Raw genomic sequence first — 15,691 nt, forward strand, 5'->3', positions numbered from 1 at the left:
GGATGCATCCTACCCATCGATCAGGCCCTCAACCACATCGCAAACAATGGCATTTTCTGGACATGGACCTGATCAAAAACGTACAAAGTCGAGCTTAGGGGGTTACGCTGCAACCTTCCAGCCGCCGCTGTCTTGCTCAAGCGTGATCCGGGCGTCGCTTTCCTCAAGATCGGAATCCACCAGCCGCTCGATCATGTCGCGGATATGGGCGTTGCCCTCATTCAGTTCCCGGTAGATCGCACGAATGAAACGGTCAGCAATCTTGGGCTGGCCGCCCCGCTTTTCCCATAGGGCGACGGTCTGAGCCTCATTGCCAAGCATGGTGGCCAGCTTGGCTTGGCTCAGACCCATCTCTTGGCGAAGGAAGCGCAATTCGGTGCCGGTCAGCTTCCCGCCCTTGTTCACGATCCCATGCGCGATGGCACGGTGCAGGCCCTCCACGTCATGAATGGCGATGCCCGGCCCATAGGGCGTGTCGTGCTCATCATAGCCGTTCGCCAGCCAGACGTTGCGAAGGCCGCACTCCCGATAATGATACATGCTCGCCTCCCTAAAATACCGTGATGACGATAGCCCGGCTGGGCACGTCAATCGCCACGGCGACGCTCAAATCCTTGCCCGCCAGGCGGTGCGAGACGGTCAGTTTCCAATAGCCATGCGCATCCATGGCGACGTGCTCGCTAACAAAGCCCCGCTGGAGACAAATCAGAAGCTGCGTCGTCGTGACCTTGCGCTGGCGCATCCTGAGCCGGACATGATCGGTCATGACGACGCGGGCACTGTCCTGTGCAATTTCGCGAAGGACTTTGAGTGCCGTTGCGTCATTCATCCGCATGGGAACCGGCTCTGTCATAACCTATAAATATTATAGGTTGATTGCCTTGGCAAGCAGCGCGGCAAGCCATCGGAGCGGCGCATCAATCTGACTTGCTTGCCCGTCACTCGCAAACCTTCCCGACTCGACAGGAAACGGAGCATTTCCAACGATCTGGCGCGGGCCTTACGTTCAAGCGACCGTTCACACGGGCACCAAGTCAATTTGACTGAGAAGTTGCCCTCTGCCGAGAGGTGCGGATTTGCTGGCTTTGAGGCGGCGATTTGTCGCGTACGGTGTGTGTATCGAACTGCACCGCTACCCGCCGGACGCATCGCCTGAAATGGCGGGCATGCCTTGCAAGCGGCTCAGGCAGAATCAAGCGCTCGGCGCAATCCAACGCCCGTGCCAGAAAATAAGGAGCATTTCACCCCTGTTTTCCGTACCCATTCCATACTGAACAGGCCGCTTCAATCTATCTTATTGAAAAGATGGTGCTGCTGGGGAGGATTGAACTCCCGACCTCACCCTTACCAAGGGTGCGCTCTACCACTGAGCTACAGCAGCGCCTTCGTTCCGGCCATGCCGGAGCCTCCGCATCCCGGTTACCCGGGGCAGGCGCGCGCTAATGTGCGGGTAGGCGTTGATTGTCAAGCGCCGCTTGCGCTTTGGCGGCATGGACGGCATTGCCTTTGCCATGAAAAACGAGGCGCCCAAGGACCCGGACAAGCTTACGCGCGAGGAACGGCTCGCCGCCAAGTTGCGGGAGAACCTGCATCGTCGCAAGGCACAGGCGCGCGCGCTTTGCTCGGGCGCCGAAGATGCCGAAGATAACGAATCGGGCAGGCTTTCCAAATCGACCCCGGAAAGCTAGGGGCTGCGGCCTGACGTATAGTCCACAGGGAGCCATGCCTTGCCTAGCCTGATCCTTCTCCGCCACGGCCAGAGCCAGTGGAACCTCGAGAACCGCTTTACCGGCTGGTGGGACGTCGATGTGACCGAGAAGGGCGAAGCGGAAGCCCGCGCGGCCGGGGCACTGCTGAAGGAAAAGGGCATGCTGCCCACCGTCGCCTTCACTTCGGTGCAGACCCGCGCGATCAAGACGCTGCATTTCGCGATCGAGGCCGCTGGCGTGCTGTGGATCCCCGAGACCAAGGACTGGCGCCTCAACGAGCGGCACTACGGTGGGCTGACCGGGCTCGACAAGGCGGAGACGGCCGCCAGGCACGGCGAGGCTCAAGTCAAGATCTGGCGCCGCAGCTTCGACACACCGCCCCCGGTGCTGGAGCACGGCAGCACGTTCGATTTGTCCTCGGACCCCCGCTACGCCGGCATCGACGTGCCGCAGACCGAGAGCCTGAAGGACACCATCGCCCGCGTCCTGCCTTACTACCAGGGTTCGATCGTGCCGCATCTCAAGGCCGGGGCGACCGTGCTGGTCGCCGCGCACGGCAATTCGCTGCGCGCGCTGGTCAAGCATCTTTCGGGCATTTCCGACGACGAGATCACCGGGCTCGAGATCCCGACCGGCCAGCCGATCGTCTACGACCTCGACGCCGATCTCGCGGTGCTCGATCGCTACTATCTCTCGGAGCGGTGAGGTGAGCGTTCCGCCCGCGCCGGAAGTCACCCCCCGGGTTGCGATCGTCATGGGCAGCCAGTCCGACTGGCCGACCATGCAGCGCGCGGCGGATATGCTGGACAAACTGGGCGTCGCCTGGGACGCGCGGATCGTCTCGGCGCATCGCACGCCCGATCGCCTGGTGGCTTTCGCCAAGGGCGCCGAGGCAGAGGGTTTCAAGGTGATCGTCGCGGGGGCCGGCGGCGCCGCGCACTTGCCGGGCATGGTCGCCGCGATGACGCATCTGCCCGTGCTGGGCGTGCCGGTGCAGTCGAAGGCGCTTTCGGGACAGGACAGCCTGCTTTCGATCGTGCAGATGCCGGCCGGGATCCCGGTCGGCACGCTGGCGATCGGAGAGGCGGGGGCGGCCAATGCCGGCCTGCTCGCGGCCGCTATCCTTGCCACGTCGGACCAGGCGCTGGCGCAGCGACTCAAGGCCTTCCGCGCGGAGCAGACCGCAAACGTGGCCGAGCGGCCGTCCTGATGCCTCGATCGATCCCGGAAGAATCCAGGACGGCGCCGGCATGATTCCACCCGGCGAGACCATCGGCATCCTGGGCGGCGGCCAGCTCGGCCGGATGATCGCCATGGCCGCGGCGCAGCTGGGGTATCGCTGCCACGTTTATGCGCCCGAGGCGGATTCGATCGCTGCCGAAGTCAGCGCTGCCTTCACGTGCGCGCGCTGGGACGATGCGGAGGCGATGGCAGCCTTCGCCGCCGATTGCGCCGTCATCACCTACGAGTTCGAGAATGTGCCGGTCGGCCCGCTGACGACCTTGGGCGAAGCGGCGTTGCTGCCTAATCCGCGCGCGCTGGAAATCGCGCAGGACAGGCTCAGCGAAAAGCGCTTCGTCAGCGATCTGGGCGGCACGCCCGCGCCGTTCGCGCCGGTCGATTCGCCAGCAGACCTTGCCGGAGCGGTAGCGGCGATCGGCGTGCCCGGGATTCTGAAGACCCGGCGCGACGGCTATGACGGCAAGGGCCAGTGGCGGATCATGGCGGCGGCGGATGCCGAGGGACTGGACCTGCCGGCAAAGCCGCTGATCTACGAAGGCTTGGTCAGGTTCTTCGCCGAATTCTCGGTGATCCTGTGCCGGGGCGCGGACGGAGACATCCGCTACTTCGATTCGCCGCACAACGTCCATGAGGGCGGGATTCTCTCCACCAGCACTTTGCCCGCGCCCGGCGCCGTGCTCGAACAGGTTCCGGCGGCGCGCGGCCTGGCGGCGAAAGTGGCGGAGGCGCTGGGCTATGTCGGCGTGCTGACGCTGGAATTCTTCGCGACCGAGAGCGGCCCGGTGTTCAACGAGATGGCGCCGCGCGTCCACAATTCGGGGCACTGGACCATCGAGGGAGCCATCACCAGCCAGTTCGAGAATCACGTGCGCGCGATCTGCGCCTTGCCGCTGGGCGGCACCGGGCTTGCAGCGAAGGCGGTGGAGATGCGCAACCTGATCGGCGACGAGGCGCACGACTGGCCGGCGATCCTGGCCGATCCCGCCAATCACCTGCACCTTTACGGCAAGGCCGCCGCGCGTCCGGGGCGCAAGATGGGTCACGTCACCCGGCTGACGTTCGGCTGAGGCGGATCGGCGGGTGGCTCGGGACCTCTTCCTCATCTACGCCCGCGCCGCCAACGGCGTCATCGGCCGCGCCGGCAGGCTGCCGTGGCGCCTGCCGGCGGATCTCAGGCGGTTCAAGGCTTTGACCATGGGCAAGCCGATGGTCATGGGCCGCAAGACCTTCCAGAGTTTCCCCGGCCCGCTGCCCGGCCGCCGCCATATCGTGCTCACGCGCGATGCCGCCTGGCGTGCCGAAGGGGCGGAGGTGGTTCATACGACGGAAGAAGCACTGGCGCTGGCCGGCGACGGCGAGGTCGCGGTGGTCGGCGGGGCGGAAATCTACGCCCTGTTCCTGGATATTGCCCGCCGCATCGAACTGACCGAGGTTCGCGCCGATTATCCCGGCGATACCGTCATCCCCCCGCTCGGGCCCGAATGGCGCGAAGTCGCGCGCGAAGAGCACTCGGCGCAGGGCGAGATACCGGCTTACGCTTTCGTGACGCTGCTGCGCGACCTATAGGCCCTGCGGTCATGATTCGCTTCGACAACCGCCACCCCACGCCGGAATCGCTGCGCGGCGCCATATTGGCGCTGGGCAACTTCGACGGATTCCACCGTGGCCATCAGGCGGTGGTCGGCGAGGCGATCGGCTGGGCGCGCGAGGCCGGCCGGCCGGCGATCGTCGCGACATTCGATCCGCACCCGGTGCGCCTGTTCAAGCCCGATGCCGAGCCGTTCCGCCTCACCACGCTCGACCAGCGCGAGGAACTCTTCGCCCAGGCCGGGGCCGATGCCATGCTGGTGTTGCACTTCGATGCCGCCATGGCCGCCATGCCCGCCGGTGACTGGATCGAGCACATGCTGGTCCGCCACCTCGGCGCGCTGGGGGTCGTCACCGGCGAGGATTTCACGTTCGGCAAGGGGCGCGGCGGCAACCCGTACGTCCTGCGCGAGATCGGCGCGCGCTTCGGCCTTTCCGGCCGCACCGTGGCTGCCGTCAGCGACGGCGAGGGCGTCATTTCCTCCAGCCGCATCCGCGAGGCGCTCAAGGCGGGCGACTGCGAGACGGCGGCGCGCCTGCTTACCCGCCCCTTCGCCATCCGGAGCACCGTGCTGCACGGCGACAAGCTGGGCCGGGTGATCGGCTTTCCCACCGCCAACCTCGAAATGGGTGCTTACTTGCGCCCGCGTTACGGCGTCTACGCGGTGACCGGGCGCCTGCCGGACGGGCGCGTGGTGCCGGGCGCGGCGAACATGGGCGTGCGGCCTCAGTTCGAACCGCCCAAGGAACTGCTGGAGCCGCATTTCTTCGACTTTTCCGGCGATCTCTACGGGCGGGAGATAGAGGTTGCCTTCCACCGGTTCCTGCGGCCCGAGGCGAAGTTCGATTCGCTCGACGCGCTTACCGTGCAGATCGCCGCCGACTGCGACCGGGCGCGGGAACTGCTGGCGGGCCTGGGTTGATGGGATTGGGGTCGGAAGGGCCCTGAAGGCGGGACTCGCTCTTCCAACGGCCCGCCAATTGCTCTAACGCCCGCCGATCATGACCGAGCAGCGCGACAATTCCGAAAAGGCAGACTGGCGAAGCACCGTCTTCCTGCCGAAGACCGATTTCCCCATGAAGGCCGGGCTCCCCCAGAAGGAGCCCGGCATTCTCGCGCGCTGGCAGGAACAGGGCATCTACCGCAAGACCCGCGAGGCCCGCGCGGGGCGCGAGAAGTTCATCCTGCATGACGGCCCGCCTTACGCCAATGGCGACATGCACATCGGCCACGCGCTCAACCACATCCTCAAGGACATGGTGGTGCGCACCCAGACCCTGCTGGGCAAGGACGCGCCCTACGTGCCGGGCTGGGACTGCCACGGCCTGCCCATCGAGTGGAAGGTGGAGGAACAGTACCGCAAGAAGAAGCGCGACAAGGATCAGGTCCCGGCCGAGGAATTCCGCGCCGAGTGCCGCGCCTATGCCCAGGAATGGGTGAACGTCCAGCGCGAGCAATTGAAGCGCCTGGGCGTCGGCGGCGACTGGGACAATCCCTACCTGACGATGGATTTCCAGGCCGAGGCGACGATCGTGGCCGAACTGATGAAGTTCGCGACCAGCGGCCAGCTCTATCGCGGTGCCAAGCCGGTGATGTGGTCCCCGGTGGAAAAGACCGCGCTGGCCGAGGCCGAAGTCGAGTACGAGGATATCGTCTCCACCCAGATCGACGTGGCGTTCGAGATCATCGAATCGCCGATCCCGGAACTGGTCGGGGCTTACGTGGTGATCTGGACGACGACGCCTTGGACGATCCCGGTGAACCAGGCTTTGGCTTATGGGCCGGAGGTGGAGTATGTCGGCGTTCGAACTCGCGGAAAAGTCTATCTCGTCGCGCAGGAATTGCTCAACGAGACACTTGGGCGCGTTGGTAAGAGTCCTTGGCTTAGCGACGGTGATGGCTGGACAATTACATGGGCTGGTAACGGCTCCGACCTAGCCGGCACCATGGCGCGCCACCCCATGGCAAAGCTCTTCGAATCGTCCCTCCTCTACAGGGGAGGGGCCGTCTCTCCGGCCGACGCGGCGTCTGGGGCCACGCCCTACTCCAACCCCGAAGGGGAGGGGCTTGCTTCGGTGCATCCGGAAAGTCCCCTCGCCGAATTCTTCCTGCGTCCCCGCCCGTTCCTGCCCGGCGACTTCGTCACCACCGAGAGCGGCACCGGCCTGGTCCACATGGCGCCCGACCATGGCGAGGACGACTTCCTGCTGTGCAAGGAACATGGGATCAATCCGGTCTTCGCGGTCGAGGGTGACGGCAAGTACCGTGCCGACTGGGCCTGGCTGGGCGGACAGGGTTCGGTCATCAATCCCAAGTTCAACGCGCCCGATGGGCCGATCTGCTCGGACCTGAAGCAAGCGGGCGGGCTGCTCGCGGCTTCGGCGGACTACCAGCACTCCTACCCGCATTCGTGGCGTTCCAAGGCCAAGGTGATCTTCCGCTGCACGCCGCAGTGGTTCGTGCCGATGGACAGGCCGGTCCCCGGCCGGACCCTTCGACAGGCCCAGGGCGAGTGGGGTCTGGAAGACACTCTCAATTCCGCTCAGGCTGAGCTTGTCGAAGTCCCCACCACCCTTCGCCACTTGGCCCTCCAGGCCATCGCCGATACCCGCTGGGTGCCCGAAAAGGGCGAAAACCGCATTCGCGCCATGGTGGAGGGCCGCCCGGACTGGGTGCTCAGCCGCCAGCGCGCCTGGGGCGTGCCGATCACGCTGTTCGTCGATCGCAAGACCGGCGAATATCTCGTCGACCCCGAGATCAACGTCCGCATCGTCAGCGCCATCCGTGAAAGCGGCGTCGATGCATGGTGCGACGAACGCGCACAACAGTACCTGGGCGAGGCCTACGACGCGCAGGACTATGAGCGCGTGACCGACATCCTCGACGTCTGGTTCGATTCGGGTTCGACCCACGCCTTCGTGCTCGAATCCGGCCGCTGGCCCGACCTCCTCCGGCCGGAAGGCTGGACCGGTCCCCGCGCCGACCTCTACCTTGAGGGCAGCGACCAGCATCGCGGCTGGTTCCAGTCCTCGCTGCTGGAAAGCTGCGCCACGCGGGGGCACGCACCCTACAAGGCGGTGCTGACCCATGGCTTCACGATGGACGCCAAGGGCATGAAGATGTCGAAGTCGCTCGGCAACACCGTCAGCCCCTTGAAGGTGATGGAAACCAACGGCGCCGATATCATCCGCCTCTGGGCCCTGTCGGTCGACTATACCGAGGACCACCGCATCGGCGACGAGATCCTGAAAGGAGTCGCCGACCAGTACCGCAAGCTGCGCAACACCTTGCGCTACCTGCTGGGCGCATTGTCCGACTTCGACGAGGTGGAGCGCCTGCCGGCGGAGGAAATGCCCGAGCTGGAGCGCTACGTGCTCGCCCTGCTGGGCAAGCTGGATGCCACGTTGCGGCAGGCGGTCGAGCATTTCGACTTCAACACTTACGTGCGCGCCCTGCTGGACTTCTGCAACGAGGACCTTTCGGCCTTCTTCTTCGATATCCGCAAGGACTGCCTCTACTGCGACAGTCCCGCCGATCCGAAGCGCCGCGCCTATCGCACCGTGCTCGATACGCTGTTCCATGCGCTGGTGCGCTATGGAGCGCCGGTGATAGTCTTCACCGCCGAGGAAGTGTGGCAGAGCCGCTATCCCGGCGGTGACAGCGTGCATCTGCTGGAATGGCCGGTTCTGCCGGCCGGTTGGGCGAACGGCGGTGACGCGCTGATCGCGAAGTGGGCCGGGCTGCGCGCCTTGCGCCAGCAGGTCACCGAGGGAATCGAGCCGCTGCGGCGCGACAAGGTGATCGGCTCCAGTCTTGCCGCCGAAGTCGTCGTGCCGGCCTCCGCCCCTGAAGCCGATCTCGCCGAGCTGTTCATCACCGCGACAGTCACGCGCGGGCAGGGCGAGGAGGTGATCGTCACTCCCACCTCCCACCACAAGTGCGGCCGTTGCTGGCGCCACCTGCCGGAAGTGTCCGAGGACGGCGCGTTGTGCGCCCGCTGCGAGGATGTGGTCAGCGCGGTGGAGGAACGGGCGTGAACGGCCCCTGGGCCAGGCGCCTGGCCGGCATCGTCGTCGCGGTGCTGGTCTTCATCGTCGACCAAGTGCTGAAGCAGTGGATCGCCTGGGACCTGGGGCTTTACAACAAGGGCCTGATAGAGCTGCTGCCGATCTTCGACTTGCGTTGGACGCAGAACTTCGGCGTCTCGCTCGGCCTGTTCACTGCGGGCTCGGTGGAGGGTCGCTGGGCGCTGGTGGCGATGACCGCGGCGATCGCCACGTTCGTCCTGGTGTGGATGCTGCGCGAGCGCAAGATGGTGGAAATCGCCGCGCTGGCGCTGGTGCTGGGCGGTGCGCTGGGCAACATCCGCGATCGCTATACGTTCGGCTACGTGATCGACTATGCCGATCTGCACTTCGGAAGCTTCCGCCCCTTCCTGATCTTCAATCTTGCCGATGCCGCCATCACCATCGGCGTCCTGATTATCCTTGCCCGATCCCTGCTTTCGCGCGAAAAGCCCGATGCAGCGGCCCCCACTGCGTCGGGCAACGCCGCCCCGGAGAGTTGATTTGATGCCCATGAAGAAAACCGGCGCCCTCATCCTGGTCACGACTGGCGCGATCCTGCTGTCTGCCTGCGGCAGCACCGGACTGCTCAACCATGATCGCCCTGATGAATTCGCCGTGCAGCGCCAGTCGCCGCTGGTGGTGCCGCCGGACTTCTCGCTAAGCCCGCCCAAGCAGGGCCAGCCGCGCCCGGCCGACGATACACTGCAACAGCAGACCCTCGATGCGCTGTTCGGCGGCCCGCAGGCGCGCAGCGACATCGAGAAGTCGACGCTGGGCATGGCCGGCAGCGCCGATCCCGCGATCCGCTCGACCGTGGGCGATCCCGGAACCTACACGGTTGCCAAGGGTCAGGTTACGCGCTCGATCCTGTCCGCTCCCGAAGGCGACGGTCGCGACGCGCAGACCGCAATCGGTAGTTGAGCTTGTCCAAGGCGTTGGTCTAGGCGCGGTTTGGCGCCGCCTTGGATTGCTTCGGCCGGCTTCGTCGCGGCGAGGGAGCCCGATCGGCATAAGCGCCGTATCGGCGGAATTCCAAAGGGGCCGGGCGAAAGTCCGGCCTTTTTCGCGGGTGCATTTCCGGCTTTGCCGGATGGATCAGCATTCCACAGCCTTACGCTGGCCCGAATCGTCCGGCGGCGCCAGCCCGTGATCGGCGATACCCGGTTCGGGAACGCGGAAAAGGTCGCGCATGGCGGCGCGCTCGCCCAATGCCTCGCTGGACGTGAGGCTGACCAGCCAAGGCGAAAGCAGCAGACTCAGGATGATGGGTAAAAGCCAGATCGCGGTCACCGTGTCGAGCCGGAGGGTCGCGCACAGGGCCAGGCCCAGCAGCAGGTGTTCGCGCAAGTCCGGCACGATCTCGCGCACGGTGATTCGGCGGGCATCGCGCACCTGGGTGTTCCAGCCGGCCGAAATGCCCAGCAGCAGGCCTAGCAGCGCCTTGGTTTGCGTGACCATCGTCACCGGTGCCAGCAGGATCGCCAGTGCGGCATCCGACAAGACCGAACGCAGGACCGCTCCGGTTCCGCCGAAGCTGCGGCGACGGGGGCCGTTGGCCAGCATCCAGATCGCGCCCATCAGCTTGGGTCCGAACAGCAGCACCAGGGTCAGGAACAGCACCGCGGGCGGCGCCAGCGCCACGAAGCCGCCTTCGTGGCGCGTCGCCACTTGCCCGATGACGGTAAGGATCAGCAGCATCCAGCCGGGTGAGGTGATATAAGCGGACGCGCCGATCAGCAGGTGCAGCCGGCTGACCCAGTGCAGGCCGGAGGCGCCGAGCAGTTGCAGATGCTGCAGGTTGCCCTGCATCCAGCGCCGGTCACGGATCGCATGATCGACGATGGTGGGGGGAAATTCCTCGTAGCTGCCGCCGATCATCACCATGTGCACGGCCCAGCCCCGCCGCCGCAGCAGGGCCGATTCGAGCATGTCGTGGCTGAGGATGTGGCCGCCGAACGGAGGCTTGCCGGGCAATTCGGGAAGACCGCAGGATTCCGCGAAGGCGCGCGTGCGGACAATGGCGTTGTGGCCCCAGAAGTTCGCTTCCGAGCCTGACCACCACAGCAGGCCGGCGCTGGCGATCGGCCCGTATGCCTCGCTCGCGAACTGCATCCAGCGCTGGAACAGCGTGCGTGCGCCGGTAATCATCGGTACTGTTTGCAACAGGCCGATCGACGGCCGCTGCTCCATGATCGCCGCCATGCCGACAATGGCATCGCCGCTCATGATCGAATCGGCGTCGAGCACCAGCATGTTCTCGTAGGCGGCGCCGAAACGACGCACCCATTCGGCGATGTTGCCGGGCTTGCGCGCGACGTTGTCCTCGCGCCGGCGGTAGTAGACCCGGATCGGCGCTTCGCGCGCCAGCGCGCGCCAGGCGGCCTGCTCGCGCTTGCCGTGGAAGGGACTGGAATCGCTGAGCACGAAGAAGTCGATCCATTCGGCGCCGCCGGCCGCGGCGATCGAGCCGGCCATCGCCCGCACCCGGGCGAACACCTCGTCGACGTTCTCATTGTAGACCGGCATCAGCACCGCAGTACGGTGGCGCAGCGTGGAAGCAGGGCTGGGAATCGCGGTGAAGCCGGGATGCTCGCCGGTGATGAGTTTGAGAAAGCCGATCGCGGAAGTGACGAAGCCGAACGCGATCCAGCAGAACAGCGGCACGAAGAATACCAGCAGCGCCATCTCGATGGGATCGAGCCCGTCGCGCGAGAGGGCCAGGCGCACGGAGCTTGAGGCAGCGAGCCCGATCACGGCGGTCAGCGCGAGCAGCAAGAGCCGCTTGACCAGCATGCCGTGCGGCCGGGTCTGTACTTCGATCGCGCCGGGCGGGATGCCGTAGAGGTTCTGCACCGGCATTTCCAGCGGGGCTTCGGCAGGCAGCATCGATGGTGGGTCGGAAAGGATCATGCTCACGGTTCGATCGCCTTGATGACGGTTTCGCTGAGTGCCGTGTCGCCGCGCTTGAGGTAGAGGCGGAATTGCGGCTGCGGCATGTCCTGGGTGCGCACGTCGAGCATGACCCGCCAGCGTGCCTCGGCCCGCGCCACCGGATAGGCGGCGGCGGACATGAGCACGCCCTGCGGCAGGTCGGTCGCCGGAACAACGCCGCTGCCCCGGCCGAGCCCCGCCAGCGACGGGCCGGCGAAATCGAACACGAACTTGCGCGCGTCGGCAATCGGCGGCGCGCCGGGAATGCCGGCGGGTCCGTCGAATACGTCGACGCAGCGTGCATTGTCACCAGCGGTCGGATCGCGCGAAGTCCAGGTCAGGCGATAGGCGAAATCGCGGCGCTCGCCGGCGCGGGCGGGCGCGTCTCCGCGCCAGAACATGGCGATGTTGTCCAGCGTCTCGATGTCGGTCGGCATCTCGAACAGGCAGACCGAGCCTGGCCCCCAGTCACCGCGCGGCTCGACCCAGAGCGAGGGACGGCGATCATAGAAGACGCCGTCGTCCTGGTAATGGTCGAAGTCCTGGTCGCGCTGCAGCAGGCCGAACCCCCTGGGGCTATCGGCCCGCATCGAATGGAGTCGCTGGGTCGACGGATTCTCGAGCGGCCGCCAGATCCGCTCGCCATTGCCGGCCCAGATGGCCAGTCCGTCCGAATCGTGGATTTCCGGTCGCCAGTCGCGCTGGGCCGGCGGGCTCGACTGGTCATACCAGAACATGCTGGAGGCGGGCGCCAGCCCCAGTTGCGTCACGTTCTTGCGCAGGAAGAGCACGGCCGTGACATCCTGCGTCACGCCGATGTCGCCCTTGCGGCAATCGAATGCATAAGCACCGGTCAGGCTCGGCCCGTCCAACAGCGCGTGGACGCGCGCCTGGTCCGGCCCGATCCGTTCGATCCAGAAATGGGTGAAGCTGGGAAACTCTTCCGGCATCGACAGGCCGGTATCGATGGCGATGCCGCGCGCGGACAGGCCGTACTGGTCCTGGCTGCCCGAGGCCCGGAAATAGCTGGCTCCCTGCCAGGCGAGCCAATCCGAACGGCCGCTGGCGTCCATCACCCGGAATCCCGCCGGATCGGCAGTGGCGCTGCCGACGAACAGGCCGGCGGTATCGACGATCTCACGCGCCTTCCCGTTCTCCACCACCGCGACGTGGACCGCCTTGGGCGCGGTCGCGCGGCTGGTCGGGAACAGGCGGACGTTGCCGGCCACTGCCTCGGCCTCGCCGTATGTCAGGCCTACCGTCGCATCGTAGTCGGCGGCGGCGTGAACGGAATCGGCGGCGGCGGCATATGCCTTCCGCGCGAGCCTCCGTGCCCGCTCAACCAGCCGGTCCCAGGAGAACGGGACCGAGGGTCCCAATCGTTCGCGCGCTGCCGCACACGCGCCCTCGGGGAGCGCAAGGACGGCCGCCAGCGAAGCGAACAGCCGGATCGTCGTGCGGCGCGACACCTGCGCGTCGTAAATCAGTTTGGGATACCTCTTTGCTGTCGAACGAACTTTCGTGAGCCATACGCACGGGCGCTATTATTGTTTCACGGCTTCATTCCGCTTCGGACCCGCGGCGGGATCGCGCCAGCCGGTGATGATCTGGTCGCCGGGCTGAATGCCGGTCGCGAATATCTCGGTTCGCTGGCCGTCGCTGCCGCCGACCACCACGTAGACGCGTCTCGGCTCGCCGTCGCTGGAGAGGAGGTAGACGCGCGCGCGCCTGCGGCCGGGCGCATCTGGGTTGCCGGGCTCGAAGGCGAGCGCCGCGTCGGGGACGAGCAGCACGTTCTTGCGTTCGGGCAGCTCGATCTCGATCGTGGCGGCCATGCCGGGGCGTGCCTGCGGGTCCGGCCGTTCAAGCGTGAAGACCGCGCGCGGCGGCGCGGACTGCGGCGGTGGAGGGACCTTGAGGAGCGAGAGCCTGGCCGATTGCACTTTGTCGGGCATCGAATCGAGCCGCACCCGCGCCAGGGTTCCCGCCTGGATCGGACCGGCCGGCCGGGCGGTCAGCGGCACTTCCACGGTCAGCGGCGCTATGCCGGCGGCTATCGTAAACAGCGGCTGGTGCTCGTTCACCCACTGCCCGGGCTCGACCTGGCGTAGCACCAGCACGCCGCTGATCGGCGCGCGCACTTCCGCCCTGGCGGCTTTCGCCTTGTCGTCCTCTAGGCGCAGCCTGGCGGTCTTCAGCTCGGCCCGGGCCGCGTCCAGGGCCAGGCTGGTGCGCAGCCCCTCGGCCCGCGCCGTTTCCATTTCATTGAAAGAAGGCGCGCGGCCGCCCGATCGCCGCCAGACGTTCTCGAAGCGGGCAAGGCGGGCGGCAGCGCTCTGGGCGGCGACTTGCGCGGCTTCGAGCCTGGCCTGGGCGGCGGCAAGGCTCGAACGGTCAATGGCGATCCGGCGATGGATTTCGCGCGCATCGATGCGGGCCAGGAGCTCGCCGCGCTCGACTTGCGCATCGCGTTTGCCCGAGATCCAGGCGATTCGGCCGTCGAGCATGGCCTGCGCGGTGACTTCGCCGGTGCCGCGCACGATGCCGCGCTCCGAGATCAATGGCACGAGGTTGCCGCGTTCGACCGGAGCGGAATAATAGGGCGAATTGTCGCCAGTGACGAAACGCACGAAAAACACCAGCGCGGCCAGACCGGCGAGCGCCAGCAGCAACAGGCTGAGCCAGTGGCGCAGGACCCGGCGCGGCGTCGCGCCGAGCAGCGCGTCAAGCGGCGTATGGGGCTCGATCCTAGTCACAATCACAGCCACAGTCGCCGCCATCGGCAGGCGCCGCTGCCGTGGCGGAAATGGAAGCGAGGCGCTCGACGTCGATTCGGGCCCAGTCGTCGCCGTGTGCGCCGCGCGATCGGATCGCTGCCGAGACCCTTTCGGCGCGGGCGTCGATCAGGGCCTGTTCAACCGAAAGTGCCGCTGCCTCGGCGACATAGAGCGTGGCGATGTTGCCGGCGCCCTCGCGGTAGGCGATGCGCGCGTCCCTTGCGGCGCGCCGGGCGGTTTCGAGCGTATCCGAAAGGCGTGCTTCGCGCTGGCCGGCATCGGCCGAGGCATCTTCGCCATGTGCCTCACCTTGTTCCTTGTCCTGTGCCACGGTAGACGGCGCGCTCAGCGCCGGCAGCGCGCCGGTCTCGCCCAATCGTGTGGTAAGGGTATCGGACTTCTCTCCTACCAGCCTGGCCAGGGCTGCCAGGGCTTCGTCGAGACGCGCGTCCGCATAGCCCAGTTCGGCGCGTGCGGTTTCGTCCTGCGAACGGGCGAGGGCGCCGTCGAGCGCCGGAACGAGGCCCGCTTGCCGGCGGAACTCGGCGATCTCGGCGTTGTCCTTGTACTGCCCGATCAGCCCCGAACGCAGCGCGCCAATCTGCTGGAGGCGCCGCACCTCGACATAGGCTAGCGCGATGTCCTCGGCGAGCCGAGCCCGGCGGTCGGCCAGCCCTTGCGCGCGCGCCTCCCGATCCCGCCTGCCTTGTGCCTGCATCTTGTCGGCGAACAACCGTTTCAATGCCGCGCCAAGCGTCTTCGCTAATGCATCGGCCGCGCGGTCCTGCCGGCGCAGCGCCGCGATTCGGCAAGCCAACCCGGCATTGGCGTCAAGGCCCTGCGCGACCAGGGTAGCCAGGACCGGGTCGCCCGTCTGACGCCACCATGGCTCCGGCCCCGCAAGGGGCGGAACCGGCGCGTCCGAAACGGCCGGCCGACTGTCGATCGCCTTGTGGGGAGTAGCGCATCCCGCGATCGCGAGAAGCAGCGAGAGCAGGGCGGCATTGCCGGAGCCGCGCAATGATCGGGGGGAAGTCGGCACGTGATAGCGATAGCATCTGCCGCCGATGACGCAATCGTGCTGCATCGGCGAAACTACGGATAGTGCCTGCCGAGCGGTGGAATCGGACCGGCCGGCGTTCCTCTCGGTATCGCGATTCGGAGAGTTGTGACTGTTGTTGGGGGTATGGAGTGTGGAGTGTGAGATTGAAGTAAGGTTATGTAAAGATGGGATAATGTGTGTTGTTTGAGATTTTTGTGAAGAAAGTGTTTGACTGGTTGAGGGGTGGACCTTAGAGGGCGCTTCACCGCAGCGGAGTGGCCGGTTTTACTGGCATCTGGGGCGGTCGCCAAGACAGTACGGGCAACAAGGTCCCC

General features: G+C 66.4%; 15 protein-coding genes and 1 tRNA gene. 9 read left to right on the forward strand and 7 right to left on the reverse strand.

The window, feature by feature from the left end; genetic code table 11:
• Window positions 1-102: 102 nt before the first annotated feature.
• The 3 genes from BM052_RS18625 to BM052_RS18635 all read right to left on the reverse strand — a co-directional run bounded on the left by BM052_RS18625 (window position 103) and on the right by BM052_RS18635 (window position 1,381).
• Window positions 103-540, reverse strand: a complete 438-nt coding sequence (locus BM052_RS18625) for a helix-turn-helix domain-containing protein (protein WP_091149328.1) — start codon at window positions 538-540, stop codon at window positions 103-105.
• A gap of 10 nt (window positions 541-550) precedes the next feature.
• Window positions 551-835, reverse strand: a complete 285-nt coding sequence (locus BM052_RS18630) for a DUF4258 domain-containing protein (RefSeq protein ID WP_218151584.1) — start codon at window positions 833-835, stop codon at window positions 551-553.
• 471 nt (window positions 836-1,306) lie between these two features.
• Window positions 1,307-1,381 (reverse strand) — tRNA-Thr (locus BM052_RS18635).
• A gap of 109 nt (window positions 1,382-1,490) precedes the next feature.
• Between BM052_RS18635 and BM052_RS18640 the strand changes: the two genes are divergently transcribed.
• From BM052_RS18640 to BM052_RS18680, 9 genes are all read left to right on the forward strand, one after another.
• The gene (locus BM052_RS18640) at window positions 1,491-1,688 is read left to right on the forward strand and encodes a hypothetical protein (RefSeq protein ID WP_091149332.1); all 198 of its coding nucleotides are present in this window, start codon (window positions 1,491-1,493) and stop codon (window positions 1,686-1,688) included.
• A gap of 39 nt (window positions 1,689-1,727) precedes the next feature.
• Window positions 1,728-2,414, forward strand: a complete 687-nt coding sequence (gene gpmA / locus BM052_RS18645) for a 2,3-diphosphoglycerate-dependent phosphoglycerate mutase (protein WP_091149333.1) — start codon at window positions 1,728-1,730, stop codon at window positions 2,412-2,414.
• Between the two features lies 1 nt (window position 2,415).
• Entirely contained in the window at window positions 2,416-2,919 is a 504-nt protein-coding gene (gene purE, locus BM052_RS18650) for a 5-(carboxyamino)imidazole ribonucleotide mutase (protein WP_255406259.1), read from the forward strand.
• 40 nt (window positions 2,920-2,959) lie between these two features.
• Window positions 2,960-4,018: a 5-(carboxyamino)imidazole ribonucleotide synthase gene (locus BM052_RS18655; RefSeq protein ID WP_091149335.1), complete on the forward strand. Its 1,059-nt coding sequence runs from the start codon at window positions 2,960-2,962 to the stop codon at window positions 4,016-4,018.
• A 13-nt stretch (window positions 4,019-4,031) separates the two neighbouring features.
• Entirely contained in the window at window positions 4,032-4,517 is a 486-nt protein-coding gene (locus BM052_RS18660; RefSeq protein ID WP_091149336.1) for a dihydrofolate reductase, read from the forward strand.
• An 11-nt stretch (window positions 4,518-4,528) separates the two neighbouring features.
• Window positions 4,529-5,461, forward strand: coding sequence for a bifunctional riboflavin kinase/FAD synthetase (locus BM052_RS18665; RefSeq protein ID WP_177198568.1), 933 nt, complete (start codon window positions 4,529-4,531; stop codon window positions 5,459-5,461).
• Between the two features lie 79 nt (window positions 5,462-5,540).
• The gene (ileS, locus tag BM052_RS18670; RefSeq protein WP_091149338.1) at window positions 5,541-8,576 is read left to right on the forward strand and encodes an isoleucine--tRNA ligase; all 3,036 of its coding nucleotides are present in this window, start codon (window positions 5,541-5,543) and stop codon (window positions 8,574-8,576) included.
• Window positions 8,573-9,106 (forward strand): signal peptidase II, encoded by a 534-nt coding sequence (gene lspA, locus BM052_RS18675; protein WP_091149339.1) that lies wholly within the window; start codon window positions 8,573-8,575, stop codon window positions 9,104-9,106. Before ileS ends, lspA begins: the two co-directional genes overlap by 4 nt.
• Before the next feature lie 4 nt (window positions 9,107-9,110).
• Window positions 9,111-9,527, forward strand: a complete 417-nt coding sequence (locus BM052_RS18680; protein WP_091149341.1) for a DUF3035 domain-containing protein — start codon at window positions 9,111-9,113, stop codon at window positions 9,525-9,527.
• Between the two features lie 174 nt (window positions 9,528-9,701).
• On the opposite strand, the gene mdoH is transcribed toward BM052_RS18680, so the two are convergent.
• From mdoH to BM052_RS18700, 4 genes are all read right to left on the reverse strand, one after another.
• Window positions 9,702-11,516 carry a glucans biosynthesis glucosyltransferase MdoH gene (gene mdoH / locus BM052_RS18685; RefSeq protein ID WP_091149342.1) on the reverse strand — a complete coding sequence of 605 codons (1,815 nt, stop codon included), beginning with the start codon at window positions 11,514-11,516 and terminating at the stop codon, window positions 9,702-9,704.
• Window positions 11,517-11,518: 2 nt separating this feature from the next.
• Window positions 11,519-13,006 (reverse strand): OpgD/OpgG family glucan biosynthesis protein, encoded by a 1,488-nt coding sequence (locus BM052_RS18690; RefSeq protein WP_091149344.1) that lies wholly within the window; start codon window positions 13,004-13,006, stop codon window positions 11,519-11,521.
• Window positions 13,007-13,081: 75 nt separating this feature from the next.
• A complete protein-coding gene (locus tag BM052_RS18695) occupies window positions 13,082-14,293 on the reverse strand; it encodes an efflux RND transporter periplasmic adaptor subunit (RefSeq protein ID WP_177198569.1) in 1,212 nt (403 codons plus the stop codon).
• Complete coding sequence (locus BM052_RS18700) at window positions 14,286-15,401, reverse strand: outer membrane factor lipoprotein domain-containing protein (protein ID WP_091149347.1); 1,116 nt, start codon at window positions 15,399-15,401, stop codon at window positions 14,286-14,288. Before BM052_RS18700 ends, BM052_RS18695 begins: the two co-directional genes overlap by 8 nt.
• Between the last annotated feature and the right edge of the window lie 290 nt (window positions 15,402-15,691).

The organism is Novosphingobium sp. CF614, from assembly GCF_900113255.1.
Classification (GTDB): Bacteria; Pseudomonadota; Alphaproteobacteria; order Sphingomonadales; family Sphingomonadaceae; genus Novosphingobium.

Bases quoted from the DNA above. Each gene is read 5' to 3' on its own strand.
- BM052_RS18625 (WP_091149328.1), bottom strand. From the start codon at position 540: ATGTATCATTATCGGGAGTGCGGCCTTCGCAACGTCTGGCTGGCGAAC.
- BM052_RS18630 (WP_218151584.1), bottom strand. From the start codon at position 835: ATGCGGATGAATGACGCAACGGCACTCAAAGTCCTTCGCGAAATTGCA.
- BM052_RS18640 (WP_091149332.1), top strand. From the start codon at position 1,491: ATGGACGGCATTGCCTTTGCCATGAAAAACGAGGCGCCCAAGGACCCG.
- BM052_RS18655 (WP_091149335.1), top strand. From the start codon at position 2,960: ATGATTCCACCCGGCGAGACCATCGGCATCCTGGGCGGCGGCCAGCTC.
- BM052_RS18665 (WP_177198568.1), top strand. From the start codon at position 4,529: ATGATTCGCTTCGACAACCGCCACCCCACGCCGGAATCGCTGCGCGGC.
- ileS (WP_091149338.1), top strand. From the start codon at position 5,541: ATGACCGAGCAGCGCGACAATTCCGAAAAGGCAGACTGGCGAAGCACC.
- BM052_RS18680 (WP_091149341.1), top strand. From the start codon at position 9,111: ATGCCCATGAAGAAAACCGGCGCCCTCATCCTGGTCACGACTGGCGCG.
- mdoH (WP_091149342.1), bottom strand. From the start codon at position 11,516: ATGATCCTTTCCGACCCACCATCGATGCTGCCTGCCGAAGCCCCGCTG.
- BM052_RS18700 (WP_091149347.1), bottom strand. From the start codon at position 15,401: ATGCAGCACGATTGCGTCATCGGCGGCAGATGCTATCGCTATCACGTG.